General features: G+C 60.0%; 14 protein-coding genes. 9 read left to right on the top strand and 5 right to left on the bottom strand.

Annotated elements, in window-relative coordinates; all coding sequences use genetic code 11:
• Positions 1-167: 167 nt before the first annotated feature.
• The 6 genes from ACERIT_RS14350 to ACERIT_RS14325 all read left to right on the top strand — a co-directional run bounded on the left by ACERIT_RS14350 (position 168) and on the right by ACERIT_RS14325 (position 5,282).
• Entirely contained in the window at positions 168-1,310 is a 1,143-nt protein-coding gene (locus tag ACERIT_RS14350; RefSeq protein ID WP_373675549.1) for a sugar ABC transporter substrate-binding protein, read from the top strand.
• A 48-nt stretch (positions 1,311-1,358) separates the two neighbouring features.
• Complete coding sequence (locus ACERIT_RS14345; RefSeq protein ID WP_373675548.1) at positions 1,359-2,375, top strand: ABC transporter permease; 1,017 nt, start codon at positions 1,359-1,361, stop codon at positions 2,373-2,375.
• Positions 2,372-3,232 (top strand): ATP-binding cassette domain-containing protein, encoded by an 861-nt coding sequence (locus tag ACERIT_RS14340; protein WP_373675547.1) that lies wholly within the window; start codon positions 2,372-2,374, stop codon positions 3,230-3,232. Before ACERIT_RS14345 ends, ACERIT_RS14340 begins: the two co-directional genes overlap by 4 nt.
• 72 nt (positions 3,233-3,304) lie before the next feature.
• Positions 3,305-4,204: an SMP-30/gluconolactonase/LRE family protein gene (locus ACERIT_RS14335; protein WP_373675546.1), complete on the top strand. Its 900-nt coding sequence runs from the start codon at positions 3,305-3,307 to the stop codon at positions 4,202-4,204.
• 161 nt (positions 4,205-4,365) lie between these two features.
• On the top strand, positions 4,366-4,713 hold the full coding sequence (locus tag ACERIT_RS14330; RefSeq protein ID WP_373675545.1) for an L-rhamnose mutarotase: 348 nt from the start codon (positions 4,366-4,368) through the stop codon (positions 4,711-4,713).
• A 101-nt stretch (positions 4,714-4,814) separates the two neighbouring features.
• Positions 4,815-5,282, top strand: a complete 468-nt coding sequence (locus ACERIT_RS14325) for a universal stress protein (protein WP_373675544.1) — start codon at positions 4,815-4,817, stop codon at positions 5,280-5,282.
• 202 nt (positions 5,283-5,484) lie between these two features.
• Here the strand turns inward: ACERIT_RS14325 and ACERIT_RS14320 are convergent, their stop codons facing one another.
• Positions 5,485-5,943, bottom strand: a complete 459-nt coding sequence (locus ACERIT_RS14320) for a MaoC family dehydratase (RefSeq protein WP_373675543.1) — start codon at positions 5,941-5,943, stop codon at positions 5,485-5,487.
• 107 nt (positions 5,944-6,050) lie between these two features.
• On the opposite strand from ACERIT_RS14320, the gene ACERIT_RS14315 reads away from it, so the two are divergent.
• Positions 6,051-7,052, top strand: a complete 1,002-nt coding sequence (locus tag ACERIT_RS14315) for an LLM class flavin-dependent oxidoreductase (protein ID WP_373675542.1) — start codon at positions 6,051-6,053, stop codon at positions 7,050-7,052.
• A gap of 52 nt (positions 7,053-7,104) precedes the next feature.
• On the top strand, positions 7,105-8,115 hold the full coding sequence (locus ACERIT_RS14310; RefSeq protein ID WP_373675541.1) for an aldose 1-epimerase: 1,011 nt from the start codon (positions 7,105-7,107) through the stop codon (positions 8,113-8,115).
• A 90-nt stretch (positions 8,116-8,205) separates the two neighbouring features.
• On the opposite strand, the gene ACERIT_RS14305 is transcribed toward ACERIT_RS14310, so the two are convergent.
• Positions 8,206-9,390, bottom strand: a complete 1,185-nt coding sequence (locus ACERIT_RS14305) for an AGE family epimerase/isomerase (protein ID WP_373675540.1) — start codon at positions 9,388-9,390, stop codon at positions 8,206-8,208.
• Positions 9,391-9,515: 125 nt separating this feature from the next.
• Here ACERIT_RS14305 and ACERIT_RS14300 point away from each other — a divergent pair, with 125 nt between their 5' ends.
• Positions 9,516-10,181: an RraA family protein gene (locus ACERIT_RS14300; RefSeq protein WP_373675539.1), complete on the top strand. Its 666-nt coding sequence runs from the start codon at positions 9,516-9,518 to the stop codon at positions 10,179-10,181.
• Positions 10,182-10,272: 91 nt separating this feature from the next.
• On the opposite strand, the gene ACERIT_RS14295 is transcribed toward ACERIT_RS14300, so the two are convergent.
• The 3 genes from ACERIT_RS14295 to ACERIT_RS14285 all read right to left on the bottom strand — a co-directional run bounded on the left by ACERIT_RS14295 (position 10,273) and on the right by ACERIT_RS14285 (position 13,521).
• Positions 10,273-11,061, bottom strand: a complete 789-nt coding sequence (locus tag ACERIT_RS14295) for an SDR family NAD(P)-dependent oxidoreductase (protein ID WP_373675538.1) — start codon at positions 11,059-11,061, stop codon at positions 10,273-10,275.
• Positions 11,062-11,137: 76 nt separating this feature from the next.
• A complete protein-coding gene (locus ACERIT_RS14290) occupies positions 11,138-12,196 on the bottom strand; it encodes a mannonate dehydratase (protein WP_373675537.1) in 1,059 nt (352 codons plus the stop codon).
• Between the two features lie 89 nt (positions 12,197-12,285).
• A complete protein-coding gene (locus ACERIT_RS14285; RefSeq protein WP_373675536.1) occupies positions 12,286-13,521 on the bottom strand; it encodes a sugar ABC transporter substrate-binding protein in 1,236 nt (411 codons plus the stop codon).
• Between the last annotated feature and the right edge of the window lie 71 nt (positions 13,522-13,592).

The raw sequence follows: 13,592 nt of genomic DNA, 5'->3' as shown, positions 1-13,592 counted from the left end.
AATCAACCCCGAAACACAGAATCAATCCGGATACTTACTCCCCGAAATCTGGCGGTATTGGGCATGAGAAGCAAGAAATCACTCCCCCTCGTTTTTCACGCGTACCTAGACACACCTGACTCAGTTCAACAACTTTTATATAAAGGAGTACCCCATGAAACACTTGTATGATAAATAATAACAGACGATCGTTTCTGAAAGCCGCAGGAGCTACAGTTTCCGCGACGGCTCTCGCCGGCTGTAATGGCCTCGGCGATATCGCTGGCGACGGCGACAACACGCTGGAAAAAGTCGGGATGTCAGCGTACGTTCGTGGTGGGTCCTGGATCACGGCCTACATCGAGGCTGCCGAGTATTATGCCGAGGACCTCGGTATTGAACTCGAAGTCCGGCCCAATCAGCAAAGCGCACAAAAACAAGTCCAGGACATCCGGGACTTCACCAACGGCGACCACGACGCGATTCTCGTGGGCGTCTGGTCAACGGGCGCTGCAGAGGGTGCAATCAATTCAGCGATGGACCAAGGTACGCCGGTGTTCGCGACGAACGCCGACACGGCCAGCTCGGAAGTCCCGTTATACGTCGGGTTCAGTAACTACGACGGCGGTGCGAGCTCAGCAGAGGAGATGATTACAGCCCTCGAAGAACAGTATCCCGATAAGGACACCTGGCGTGTCCTGAACGTGCGTGGGGTCCAGGGCAACCAGTCTGCGAATCAGCGCTCGCAAGGCTTCCTCGACGTGATGAGCGAAAACGATAGAGTCGAAGTCGTCGAGACGCTCAACGGCGAGTACGCGCGTGATGTGGCCCAGTCGACGGTTCAAGAGTGGATCAACGCGAACGACGTCGTCGACGGGATTTACTCCGGAAACCTTTCGATGGGTCTGGGTGTCGTACAGGCGCTTCGAAATCTCGATCTGGAGGTTCCGAAAGGGGAAGAAGGCCACATCATCCTCACACAGATGGACGGGAGCCCCGAAGTGAATCCCCTGGTCGGGGAGGGCGTGATCGACGCGGCCGTCGACCAGCCCAACTACTTCTATAACCCCATCGCGATGAAGTACATGAAAAAGTACGTCGAGGCCGGAAACGACGACAGTGTCATTCCCGATGTCGGTTCCGAAGTAACAGCGGACGATCTGACCATCGAACCCGGACAACACAAAGGCGTTGACATGTGGTCCGAACCGATCTGGGAGCCGGGTATCATGCGCGAGCAGAACGGTCACCCGTGGTTCCGAACCAACAGCATCGTGATCACGGAAGAGAACTACGACGAGCCATATCTCTGGGGTAACGTCTGGGGCTAAGCGTAGTTTTACAACCGTTTACAGCACTTACCATATTAGTATCACATTATGGCTGCCGAAGAAGGGTTTATCCGCCGAAATCTCGGCGACACCGACGATGTCGTATTGACGCTGTTAGATAACATGATCTGGCCGATCCTACTTATCGTTATTCTGGGCGTCTTCATTTTCGTCCCGCAGACGCTCCGGAACCTCCGATCGGTCCAGTTGCTGCTCTGGGCAGCGGTTCCGCTCGGACTGCTCGTCCTGGCGGAGAGTCTCTGTTTGCTCTCGGGACACTTCGATCTCTCGATCGGATCGATCGCGGGCTTTTCGGCGATGTTCACGGGAATGCTTCTGGGAACGTGTCCGAGTTGCTGGGGTCTCACGACGAGTCCATGGCTCGGATTCGGGATCATCCTCACCGTGGGCGCGCTCATCGGTCTGATGAACGGCGTGATGATCGCCAAGGTCGGGCTGAACCCCTTCCTGCAGACGCTCGCATTCCTCATCATCTTCCAGGGCGCGAAGACGGCGATGCAAACGCAGCCCGTGACCGGCCTTCCGATGACGTACCTCGCTGTCGGCGGCACGCCGAACTTCGCGATCGGTGTGCTGCTTGTGGCCTTCCTCCTGTTCGGCCTCGTGATGCAATATACGGTGTTCGGACAGGCAGTGTATGCACTTGGTAGCTCCGAAAAATCCGCACGCGAGGTCGGGATCAACACGAACCGCCTTATTATTATCATCTACACGATCAGCGGCGTACTCTCGGCGATCGCTGGGCTGATGCTCACCGGCTTCGTCGGCGTCGTGCCGCCGCTCATCGGCGAGGGCCTCGTGTTTCAGGCCTTTGCCGGTGCCGTCATCGGCGGAATCAGTCTCTTCGGCGGGCGCGGGAGGATCACCGGTGCGCTCGGCGGTGTAATGTTGATTCAACTCATCCAGTCGGCACTGAACAATAGTCCGGCAGTCGGTGCAACGGAGATTCAGATGATAAACGGCTTCGTCCTTCTGGTTGCGATCCTGCTGTATAGCACGCAAAGCAAGATCCGATCTCGCATCCTCGCGAGTGGTGCGGTATGAGCGTCGACGACAGCGCGTCCGGCGACGTTGACGACAGCGCGTCCGCCGAACAGAGGTCCCAAGCGCCCAATACCGTCGAGGAAATCCAGGGAACGCCGAAGATCCGCGCCGAAAACATCGTCAAGCAGTTCGGCCGAATCACCGCCCTTGATGACGTCACGATCGACATCGAGTCCGAGGAGATCTTTGCGCTGATCGGCGACAATGGGGCAGGGAAGTCGACTCTGATGAACGTCCTCAGCGGCGTTCACTCGCCTACCTCCGGACAGATTTACGTCGACGGCGAGGAGGTCCATTTCTCGAACCCGTCGGATGCCCGCGAGAAGGGTATCGAGACGGTGTATCAGGATCTGGCGCTGATGGACGATCTGGACATCGCGACGAACATCTTCATGGGTCAGTTCCCCAAGAAAGGGGTCGGTCCGCTCAAATACATCGACTGGGAGGAGACGTTCGAACGCTCCGAGGAGATCATGATGGAGACGCTCGATCGAGACGTGGATATCAACACCGAAGTCGAGTTCCTCTCGGGCGGCCAGCGCCAACTCGTTGCGATCGGACGTGCGCTCGCGTTCGATCCGGATGTGATCATCCTTGATGAGCCAACGAGCGCGCTCTCCGTCGATGCAACGCGGCTCGTCCAGGATACGATCGAACAACTCTCGAGGGAACAGGGTATCACGATCATTATCGTCAGCCACAACATCGAATCCGTCCTCGAACTGGCCGACCGTATCGGCGTCCTGTATCAAGGACAGCTCGTCGACATTCTCGACCCGGAGGAGACGAGCTTGGAACCGCTCAACGACCTGATGACGACGGGGACGTTCAGAGAGGGACTCCGCAGCGACGACTGAGCGCCTCCTCGTTTTACACCGGCAGTGCGTTTGACACCCACAATTAACTTCTAAAGCATCGATACTCCGACGATGAGCGAACCAGACCCAACGATCGCTGTCGACATCACTTGCGAGACCGGCGAGGGACCGCTGTGGCACCCGGACGAGCAACGACTCTACTGGAGTGATATCCCGAACGGACGGATATATCGCTACGAGCCCGCGACAGCGGTGCACGAACTCGTCTACGAGGATCCGGACGAACGAATCGGCGGATTCACGATCCAGACCGACGGCTCGTTGCTCCTGTTTCAGGAGGCTGGCGCGGTTCGCCGACTCGATCAACACGACGGAACCGTCGAAACCGTCGTCGAACCAGCTCCCGAGCGGTTCCACGAGCGGTTTAACGACGTGATCGCCGATCCCGAGGGACGCGTCTTCGCGGGCGTAATGCCAGATCTCGACCGAGACCGCCCGGGCCAACTATACCGTCTTGATACCGACGGATCGTTCGACCACCTCGGCGACTGTGTCCTCCCAAACGGAATGGGGTTCACGCCGGATCTGTCCGGGTTTTACTTCACCGATACCGGCACCGTCGATCCCGACTCCCCCGGCTACATCTACCGGTACGACTACGAGCGCGCGACCGGTTCGATCTCAAATCGCACCGTCTGTCTCGACGCCAGCGACATCGAGGGCTATCCGGATGGCATGACCGTCGATAGCGAGGGTCACGTCTGGTCCGCGTTCTGGGACGGAAACGCGCTGATCCGATTCGCACCCGATGGGACCCGAGAGCAAACGGTTCGTTTTTCCCCGCAAAAGGTCTCGTCGGTGACGTTCGGCGGTGACGACTACGACACCGCATACGTTACGACTGCCTGCGTTGAGACCCGAGAAACCGAAGGTGAGGGGGCCGGAAGCCTCTACACCGTCGATCTCGGAGTGACCGGGAGACCGGAGTTCCGGTCAGCGATCACCCTCTAACGCGGGGTCCTCGCCTCGACGGTGGCGACGGTTCGGGGATCACCGCGCAGTGATCCTCGTGGGGATCGTCGGGCTGGTGACCGAATTTCACCCTACGTCCGCTCCGACAGCACCGACTCGTCGTCCAAACACTCATACGCGTTCCAGGAGTGCGATTGTGTATGTCCGACGAGACGGAACGCGCCGTATACCTTCAGCGACTCGAACCAGACCAGCGCGAGGAATACGTCGACGCGCACGACGATGTGCCCGAAGCGGTGACGGACGCGATGGAGCGCGGCGGCGTCGAGAAGTTCGAACTATACGTTCGGGACGATATCGCCGTGTGCATCCTCGAGTGTGAGGACCTCGATGCGTACCTCGAGGCCGTCGACGGTGACGAGGACGTGGCCGAGTGGGAGCGATACACTGGTCAGTTCAAACGTGAGGGTGTCGACGCTGACGCCGATCCGGAGTCAGGAATCCCGTTCATGGATCGCATCTGGCGGTTCGAATCGACGGACGAGTGATATCCTCGCAGAAAGAGAGACCGCCCCGTTAGAACTGCCGTTTCATCCCTCCCCCTCGCTGACCGGTGGTATTTTTTCACGTCCCCGAGTAGTCGTCGTTGATGGATCTCTCATTCGACACGATCGTACTGGCGATCGGACCGCGTGACGACGACCGGCTCGATGACCTCGCCCGCGCAGTGTTACAAGTCGCAAAACCGACGGGCGCAACGGTGGTTCTCACACACGTTTTTACCGGCGAGCAGTTCAGTGAGATCGCCGAGGAACTCGATTATCCGAAGGCGACCGAAGAAGACGTCGACGTGATCTTGGACCGCCACGAGTCGGTCCAATACTTCGAAGACGTATTCGACGAACACGGCGTCGGCTACGATGTGCGAGGGTTGGTCGGGGACGTCAGCGAGAAGATCATCCGAACCGCCGAGGAGCGGGAGGCGGACCGCGTCGTCGTCTCCAGTCGCGGACGATCGCCCGTCGGCAAGGCGGTGTTTGGAAGCGTCTCACAGAGCGTCCTGCTCGATTCTCCCTGTCCGGTTACCTACGTCAAGCCGGTCGATACGACCGAGTGACGTCTTCCGCAGGTGAAGATGAACCACCCTACTCTACCCTACCCTACTCGCTCACGGCTGACGCCGTTCGATCCGTGAGGATGGTCCCTAGTCCTGAGTCCACGACGCGCTTTGCAGACCCCGAATGAGTAACCGTCCGGAGTGCACTCTCTCCAGGTAGGAGGTACTCACCCGTCCCCGCAAAACTCTGGTAGCGGTCGGGTCACTCCGATGCTTGCCGTTCGACGAGCGTGATATGCTCACACGCCAGGAGCATCGTCCCGTCTTGGTCTTCGACTTCGTATTTGTAAACGACGCGACCGAGTGAGTCGTTGTACTCCTCGGCCTCGATCACCTCTCGAGTGACGGTTATCGTGGTTCCGATGGGGACGGGATTGATGAACCGGAGCGAGTCGTAGCCGTAGGAAAACGACCGCGGGTTCATATCGGCGATCACCGCCTCCGCGACGGAGAACACGAGATTACCGTGGGCGATCCGTTCGCCAAAGTCGGATTCGGCAGCCGCAGCCTCGCTCATATGCAGCGGATGAAAATCACTGGATATCCCCGCGAAGTTGACGATATCCGCCTCGGTTATCGTCCGGGCGTCCGCTACGGTGAACGTCTCTCCTGTTTCGATCTGCTCGAAATATCGTTCGGTGTCCTTTGCTGGGGCGGACATGGTAGAGTCGAGAACCGAGACAGTAATAAAATCACGCGCACCGCGAGTGACAGTCAACGGATTGGCGAACCCAAAACGATTACTCACCCCGGTACCACGACGCATACATGCAGTTTGATTGGATGGTCCAGTGTTACGCCGGAGCGGGCGTTCACCGGGACACACCGATGCTCGAACACGTCGAACGGGACACGATCCTCCAGGGTGTAGACACCGCCGTCGAGACAGGGCTTGAAGGACTCTGGGCACCGGATCACTTCATGCTCGGGCCGAAAGCCGAAGAGTACGAGGTCTGGACGCTTCTCAGCGCGCTTGCAGAGCGAACGGACGATGTCGACATCGGCCCGCTCGTCGGTTCGATCACCTATCGAAACCCCGCATTACTGGCAAAGATGGCGACGACCGTCGATATCCTCTCCGAGGGACGATTGAAGTTGGGTCTCGGTGCTGGTTGGCACGAGGAAGAACATCGGGCCTACGGATTCGACTTTCCGGACATCGGAACGCGGATCGATATGCTTGAAGAGGGGATCCACGTCGTGAAATCGATGTTCACGGAGGAGGAACCGACCTACGAAGGTGACCACTTCCAGATCGACGCGGCACTGAACAATCCGAAGCCGGTCAGTGATCCCCATCCACCCATCGTTATCGGCGGGGCCGGCCCGCGGATGCTCAGGCTGATCGCCCGGCACGCAGACGAGTGGAACGTCGAGATCAGTGCCCGAGCGCGCGGAAAGCCTATCGAGTTCAAAGTCAGGAAATTCGAGGAGTACCTGGAAAACGAAGGTCGCGATCCCGATAACGTGCGGCGGTCCTGGCTCGCTCACGTCTTGGTTCGGAACGACGAAGCCGCCGTCGAAGAGGCCGTCGAGAAGATATTCCCACTGCCGTGGGGCGAGGAATCCGACATGAACGAGAATCTCCAGGACGCCGCCGACGCCCGTGAGAAAGGGAGCATGCTCATCGGCACGCCATCGCAAGTGGCCACGCAGATCGAGCATATCCGCGACCTCGGGTTCGACCGTCTCCAACTGATGTTCCTCGATTTCCCCGACACGCGAGGAATGGAACTGTTCGGCGACGAGATCGCGCCGCAGTTCCAGTAGCCAGCCAGTCTCGGGAGGGGGAATATATGCCGGTCGGCGTCGAACCGTCGATATGGTCTGTACCGTCACGGACGAGTACAAGCGCCGCGGGATCGACGTGGTGTTCCTCGAAAACGACCACCTGCGCGTCGAAATTCTCGCCGGAAAAGGCAGCGACATCACGGAGATCACCGACAAACGAACGGATACGAACGTCCTCTTCGAAGCGCCTCACGAGTGGCGGGTGCCCGCGAACGGACCGGTGGGTGCGCCCGATGGTGCCTTTTCGTTTCTTGATTACTACCCTGGCGGCTGGCAAACCGTCCTTCCGGCCGCCGGTGACCCGACGACCGCGGCAGGCGCTCCGCTCGCACTCCACGGTGAATCCAGTCTGATCCCGTGGGAGACGGATATTACGACCGACACGGAGGCCGAAGTCACAGTCGAATTCACGGCGTCACTCACCCGATATCCGTTCACGATCGAACGCGAAATTTCGCTGACCGCGGGGCGTTCTGAGCTGGCGATCACCGAGACAGTAACGAACGATGGTGCGGTGACCGTCCCGTACTCGTGGCTCCAACACATCGCGCTTGGCGAACCGCTCGTCGCGCCGGAAGCCACGCTGGAGGTTCCCTGTGAAACGGTTCTCGTCGACCCGGATCAGACCACGGAGACTGCACGACTTCCGCCCGGAGAGACGTACGAGTGGCCGATTTGTGAGACCGACGACGGGCCGGTCGACCTTCGGCAGTTCCCGCCCCGGAGCGAGCGCGTTCACGACCTCGTCGCACTGGCCGACCTCACGGACGGACGCTATACGGTATCGAATCCGGATCTCGATCTTGGCGTGACGGTCTCGTTTCCCGAAACGCTGTACAATTACTTGTGGTACTGGCAACCGCTGGGTGGGTTCGAGGAAGCTCCCTTCTTCGGGCGGAACTACAACGTCGGCCTTGAGCCCTGTACGTCGATTCCGAACGCCGGACTGGAACACGCAGTCGAGAACGGAACCGCGGAGGCGCTCACACCGGGCGAGACGCAACGGTCGACCGTCACACTCGAAACGCACCCAGCCGAATAGCTCCGGCGCCGACGCCGACGCCGACGCTGACACCGACGCCGACACCGACGCCGACATCGACACCGGATCCGACACCGACTCCGGCTCCCTTCACTCACCGAATGCCTCCAATGCCACCCAGGCGTTGTTGAGCGGGTGGTATCCCGGCTCGACGGCGACGCCGTGATTCGGCCCGTCGCGCTCGTGATCCCTCGACAGCCGCCCGTACCAGTTTCCATGGCGCGGGTTGAGAAAGTGGGCGTCTGCGTACTCCCACAATCGGTCGTACCACTCCACGTACGCGTCGTCGTGTTGGGCTAGTAGCGCGGCGGCACCGATCCCTTCGGAGTGCGCCCAACCATACTTATCGGCGACGACGGGCTCCCCGTCACGGTCGACCGTGTAGTAAAGACCACCGTGGTCGTCATCCCAGCCGATGTCGACGGCCGTCTCAAACAGCTCTGTCGCCCGTGGGACGTGCCATGATTCCGGGTCGTGTTCGTGGAGGACGAGCAGGAGTTTCGCCCACTCGGCGTGGTGGCCCGGCTGATAGCCCCACGGCCGGAACTGGTGAGCCGGTTCCTCGCGATTGTACTCGAAATCGGGGTCCCAATCTTCGGTGAAGTGTTCCCAGATGTGACACGTTTCCGACTCGGCGAGATCACGGGTCACGGTCGAAGCGATGACGCCGGCCCGATCGAGGTACCGGTCTTCGCCGGTCGCTTCGTAGGCCGCGAGCAGTGCCTCACAGGTGTGCATATTTGCGTTCAGCCCGCGATACGACGACAGTTCGCTCCAGTCGGCGGTCGCTTCGTCCGCACATAGACCATTCGATTCCTCCCAAAACCGCTCGTCGATGACCTCGAACGCCCGTTCGAGGGTTTCTCGTCCGCCGTCGATGCCAGCCTGGTGGGCGCGTGCCCCGGCCAGAACGACGAAGGCGTGCCCATAGCAGTGCCTCGTGGCGTCGACGGTGTCTCGTCCCTCCAAGATCCAGTCGTATCCCTCGTGTGTATCGTCCCAGTGGCCGTTTTTGAGAAAGGTGAGCCCCCGTTCTGCGGCCGGCAAACACCACACCGGCCCGTCGAGCATGACGCCGACGCTGAAGTTGTGAACGGCACGAGCGGTCGCAACGAGGTGTTTCGTCCGTGCATCGTAGACGTGACCGTCCTGTTCGTCCAACTGGGCGACATAGCCGCCGTAGTGGGTGTCAAGAATGGCAGGATAGTAAAACGAAAGCACGTCTCTGACGTGCTGTCGGAGCCAGATGGGATTACGAAATAGCGATTCTGACATGTGCGTGACGTTAGACTGGATAGCATAAAATTGTACCGTGAACCGTGCCGGCAAGTAGCGGTTCGTATCCACAGTTGCTCTGCGAGAGACCGTACCATTATGTTCTCCCCCTCGGAAGGGCCGTTATGAACGACCCGTCAGCCGAGGAGTTGAGTGTGCGCTATGAATCCCTCTACCCCGGAGCAGTCGTCGATGTACTCGACGACAGGGGACTGGTGGACCAAACTCTCCGGCCCGAGATAACGCCGCTCAGGGACGGAATGACGACCGCAGGTGTGGCCTATCCCGTCGTTGGGCGGCCGAACCGGAGCGTCGACCCCGAGGAGAACATGCGGAAGATCCTTCGGATGCTCGGCGAGGCACCGGAACACGCCGTCGTCACCTACCAAACGAATGACACGGGTGACGCTGCCCACCTCGGAGAACTGTCAGTCGTCGCGCTCAAATCCCGAGCGGTCCGCGGTGCCGTTCTCGACGGCGGCGTTCGTGACGTCTCGTATATCCTCTCGGAGGACTTCCCGGTGTTTTCTCGATATCGGACGCCGGCCGATGCCGTCCCCCGGTGGGAGATCCTCGAGTGGGGCGAGCAGGCGGTCGTCGGCGGCATCGAAATCAATGCGGGTGACATCGTCGTCGGTGATGAGGACGGCGTTGCCGTCGTCCCGAAAGAAATTCGACTGGCGGTGCTTGAAGAAGCAGAAGAATTGGCCGAGACGGAAGACGAGGTTCGCGAGGCTGTTCGCTCCGGAACGGCTCCACTCGACGCCTACGACGAATACGGCGTGTTCTGACCGCCGGAGAGAGACACCGGCATCACACGCTCATAGTCAACTCATAGTCACAGTCAGTTATCCTCAACGTATAATCAACGCACAATGACGGTTACAGTCCGCTGTGGGCCAACCAGCCGCCGTCGACGGGAACGTTCACGCCAGTCATAAACGACGCCTCATCGCTTGCGAGAAACACCGCAACGTCGCCGATATCCTCCGGCGTTCCGAAGCGAGGAAGAAGCGTGTGCTCGCGTGATTTCTCGATATCCTCCTCGGTCAGGTAATCCTGCAGAGGCGTCTCGACGTAGCCAGGGTTGATGCAGTTGACACGAACGTCGTCCGGGCCGAGTTCCTTCGCCAGATCCCTGGTGAGGTTTATGACGCCGCCTTTCGCGGCGGCGTATGAGGGGCCGCCGCCCCCCTCGTAGCCGCGGACTGAGCCGATGTTGATGAGTTGTCCGCTGCGTTCTTTGAGATGCGGGATCGCGTACTTCGAACAGTAGAAGACGCCGCTTAGATCCACGTCGAGCGAGCGGTGCCAATCATCGATGTCGGTGGTCTGTGAGTCGCCAATGACCTGAATCCCCGCGTTGTTGACGAGCACGTCCACGCCACCGTAGGTCTCGACTGCCGTCTCGACCATCGCCTCGACGCTCGCCGGATCGGAGACGTCCGTCTCGACGAAGGTGCCGTCGCCGGGCGTCTCCTCGCTAATCCGCTCGGCCGTCGGAACTGTCGCGTCGGTGTCGTAGCGGTCGCCCTGTTTCGGTTCTCGACGTCGGTCGGCGACGACGACGTTCGCGCCCTCCTCGCCGAATCGATGTGCGATACCGCGACCGATCCCGCTGGCCGCGCCGGTTACGATGACGGTTCGGTCGGTGTGTCTGTCAGCCTGCATAGAAAAGACTGTACCGGCCAGCGGCTTATAATTGCATCTCGACCCGTCGGCGTCGCCGAGACCGATCCCGGGGCACTCACTCGCCGCGTTCGTGCCGGATCGCGGTAAGCATCCCGTTGAGATAGCCGACTGCATGAGCGCGACCGCGATGCTCCCAGTCGGAATCTCCCTCGACGTGGGGAGTGTGATCGGGAATCATCAGTCCCGAAAAGCCGACCTCATCGAGTAGCGAGAGGATCTCGTAGGAATCGTAGTTGCCCTGATCGATGAACGTCTCGTGGAATCGTGGGACCGTCCCTTCGACGTCCCGAAAGTGAACGTAAAAGAGCTTCCCGCGCTCGCCGAAGTGGCGGATCACGGTTTCTAAGTCCTCGCCCATCTCCGACCAGCAGCCCAGACAGAACTCCAAGCCGTGATTCGGACTGGGGACGAGTTCCATCGCCCGCTTGAAGTTCTCGAAGTTCCGGAACAGCTGCGGGATGCCACCCAGCGACTCGATCGGTGGATCGTTGGGATGGAGGCACATCTTCACGCCCGCTTGTTCGGCTACTGGAAGCAACTCACGGAGGAAATACTCGTAGTTCTCCCATAGTTCGGCTTCGGTGTACTCCCGGTCGTGGGTGAGTTCGTCGTCGAGGGCATCCAGATCGAATCCCGAGGCACCGGCCTCGCCGCGGACCGTCTCGTCGACGTTCCGCCCGACGCCACCGGGCATCCAGTGGTAGCCGAACATTGGAATCCCAGCCCGACCGATGTTTCGAATCGTCGTCTTGACGTGTTCCATCTGTTCCTCGCGGCCATCCTTCCCGAGCATGATTTTATCGTAAAACGAGATCGGGATATTCTCGATGGCGTTGAGTCGAAGTCCCACATCTTCGACGCGCGTGCGGAGTTCGAGAAGGTTCTCATAACTCCACTCCTCATCGCCCGCCAGCGGAATCCGCTCGTTATCCGGCATATGCGGATAGTCCGGCGTGTAGCGGTACATGTTCAATAGGACGTCGTCGACGCCGAGCTGCTTGATAAATCGGAGTTTCTCGTCGGTCGGATCCATGAACTGCCCGAGACCGGTGCGCATGGGCAGCGCGTCAAAGTCGACGGATTCACCATCGCTTTCGTTTATCGTCCGGCTCATATGCGATCCCAGTCCGGACAAGACGATAAGTATTGTCCAGGGTGACTGACTGACCGAGAAGTCGCCCGTCTGCCAGTGTTTGCTGGGGTTCAATCCAGACGTTCTGCGGCCCGCTTGCTCGCCTCCGAAAGCGCTGTCTCGACGGAGGACGACCGCTCGACGACGGCTTGCTCGACCATCTCGTTCAGTATCTCGTTGAGTTCGGTGTAGGCAGGAATCCGCGGGAGCGTGTTGACCGGACCCGTGTTGATCTCTTCGAGCATCGAGTAGAACGTATTCTCCCGGAGGATATCGGGATCGCGCCACGTCGAGAACCGAGTTCCGGAGGCTCCCTCGACGGTGGTAATCTTGTCGTTCGCCGGCGAGGCGGCATGGCGAATGAACTCATAGGCGAGATCGGCATGTTCGCTCCCGCGTGGGACCGTGAGCCCGTAACAGACCGTAAGCGACGTGTGTTCGCCCTGGGGCGAATCCGCCCGCGGGATCAGCCCGTAGTTCGTCCGACCGAAGACGGCCGAATCGGGGGCTTCGGCCATCGCACCGAATCCCGACCAGTTCCACATCATCGCCGCCCCGCCGTCGGCATAGAACTGACCGGCTTCGACGCTTTCCATCTCGATGGATTCCGGTGGGACGACCTCGTGTTCGTGGATGAGATCGTGGTAATACGAAAGCGCCGCGCGACCTTCCGGACTGTCGAATGCGGGAGCGCCATTCTCGTCCAGCAACTGCCCACCCCGGCTCCACAACTGAATCAGGAAGTCGTAGACGTCGTTATGGCCATCCGGTTTCGCCGCGACGACGGTTCCCCAGAGGTCGTCCTCGGGACGCGTAAAGAACTCCGCCACCTCCAGGAACTCGTCCCAGGTTCGCGGGACGGTGAGCGGGCGGCCGTACGCGTCACGAAAAGCACGCTGTTCGTCGACGTTCTCGAAGAGATCCTCGCGGTAGTGGAATATCTCCGGCCCATCGTGATACGGCACGCCGTAGGCCGTCCCGTCGTACTCCATGAGGCCACGGAGGCTCTTCGCCCATCCCGTTGGCCACCCTTCCGGGGAGTCGGTCGTCAGATGGTCGTCGAGCGGTGTGAGATACCCCGCGTTTGCGAGCATCGGTAGCCAGTCGCTCAAACATAAGAAGAGGTCGTACGTCCCGTCGGCGATGGCACCCGTCTCGATGAGTTCGTCGTGTATCTCGGGCAGCGGCCGATGGTCTCGCTCGAAGGAAACGTCAACGTCGACCGACTCCGCGAAAGAATCCATCTGGCGTTGCAACGCCCGCTCGAATCCCTCGAAGGGTCGCCCCACGAATCGGAGTGTTGGCATGGGTGACTGTTACGAGTGGAGACATTAAATTCACTGTCGCAAATGACACAACGGATGTGTGTCGGTACATC

It is taken from the genome of Halopenitus sp. H-Gu1 (assembly GCF_041821145.1).
In the GTDB taxonomy this organism is placed as follows: domain Archaea; phylum Halobacteriota; class Halobacteria; order Halobacteriales; family Haloferacaceae; genus Halopenitus.
This window is presented reverse-complemented; position numbering and strand designations above follow the sequence as displayed.

Excerpts from the sequence above, each read along its gene's own strand:
- ACERIT_RS14350 (WP_373675549.1), top strand. The coding sequence starts at position 168 with ATGATAAATAATAACAGACGATCGTTTCTGAAAGCCGCAGGAGCTACA.
- ACERIT_RS14345 (WP_373675548.1), top strand. The coding sequence starts at position 1,359 with ATGGCTGCCGAAGAAGGGTTTATCCGCCGAAATCTCGGCGACACCGAC.
- ACERIT_RS14340 (WP_373675547.1), top strand. The coding sequence starts at position 2,372 with ATGAGCGTCGACGACAGCGCGTCCGGCGACGTTGACGACAGCGCGTCC.
- ACERIT_RS14335 (WP_373675546.1), top strand. The coding sequence starts at position 3,305 with ATGAGCGAACCAGACCCAACGATCGCTGTCGACATCACTTGCGAGACC.
- ACERIT_RS14330 (WP_373675545.1), top strand. The coding sequence starts at position 4,366 with ATGTCCGACGAGACGGAACGCGCCGTATACCTTCAGCGACTCGAACCA.
- ACERIT_RS14325 (WP_373675544.1), top strand. The coding sequence starts at position 4,815 with ATGGATCTCTCATTCGACACGATCGTACTGGCGATCGGACCGCGTGAC.
- ACERIT_RS14320 (WP_373675543.1), bottom strand. The coding sequence starts at position 5,943 with ATGTCCGCCCCAGCAAAGGACACCGAACGATATTTCGAGCAGATCGAA.
- ACERIT_RS14315 (WP_373675542.1), top strand. The coding sequence starts at position 6,051 with ATGCAGTTTGATTGGATGGTCCAGTGTTACGCCGGAGCGGGCGTTCAC.
- ACERIT_RS14310 (WP_373675541.1), top strand. The coding sequence starts at position 7,105 with ATGGTCTGTACCGTCACGGACGAGTACAAGCGCCGCGGGATCGACGTG.
- ACERIT_RS14305 (WP_373675540.1), bottom strand. The coding sequence starts at position 9,390 with ATGTCAGAATCGCTATTTCGTAATCCCATCTGGCTCCGACAGCACGTC.
- ACERIT_RS14300 (WP_373675539.1), top strand. The coding sequence starts at position 9,516 with ATGAACGACCCGTCAGCCGAGGAGTTGAGTGTGCGCTATGAATCCCTC.
- ACERIT_RS14295 (WP_373675538.1), bottom strand. The coding sequence starts at position 11,061 with ATGCAGGCTGACAGACACACCGACCGAACCGTCATCGTAACCGGCGCG.
- ACERIT_RS14290 (WP_373675537.1), bottom strand. The coding sequence starts at position 12,196 with ATGAGCCGGACGATAAACGAAAGCGATGGTGAATCCGTCGACTTTGAC.
- ACERIT_RS14285 (WP_373675536.1), bottom strand. The coding sequence starts at position 13,521 with ATGCCAACACTCCGATTCGTGGGGCGACCCTTCGAGGGATTCGAGCGG.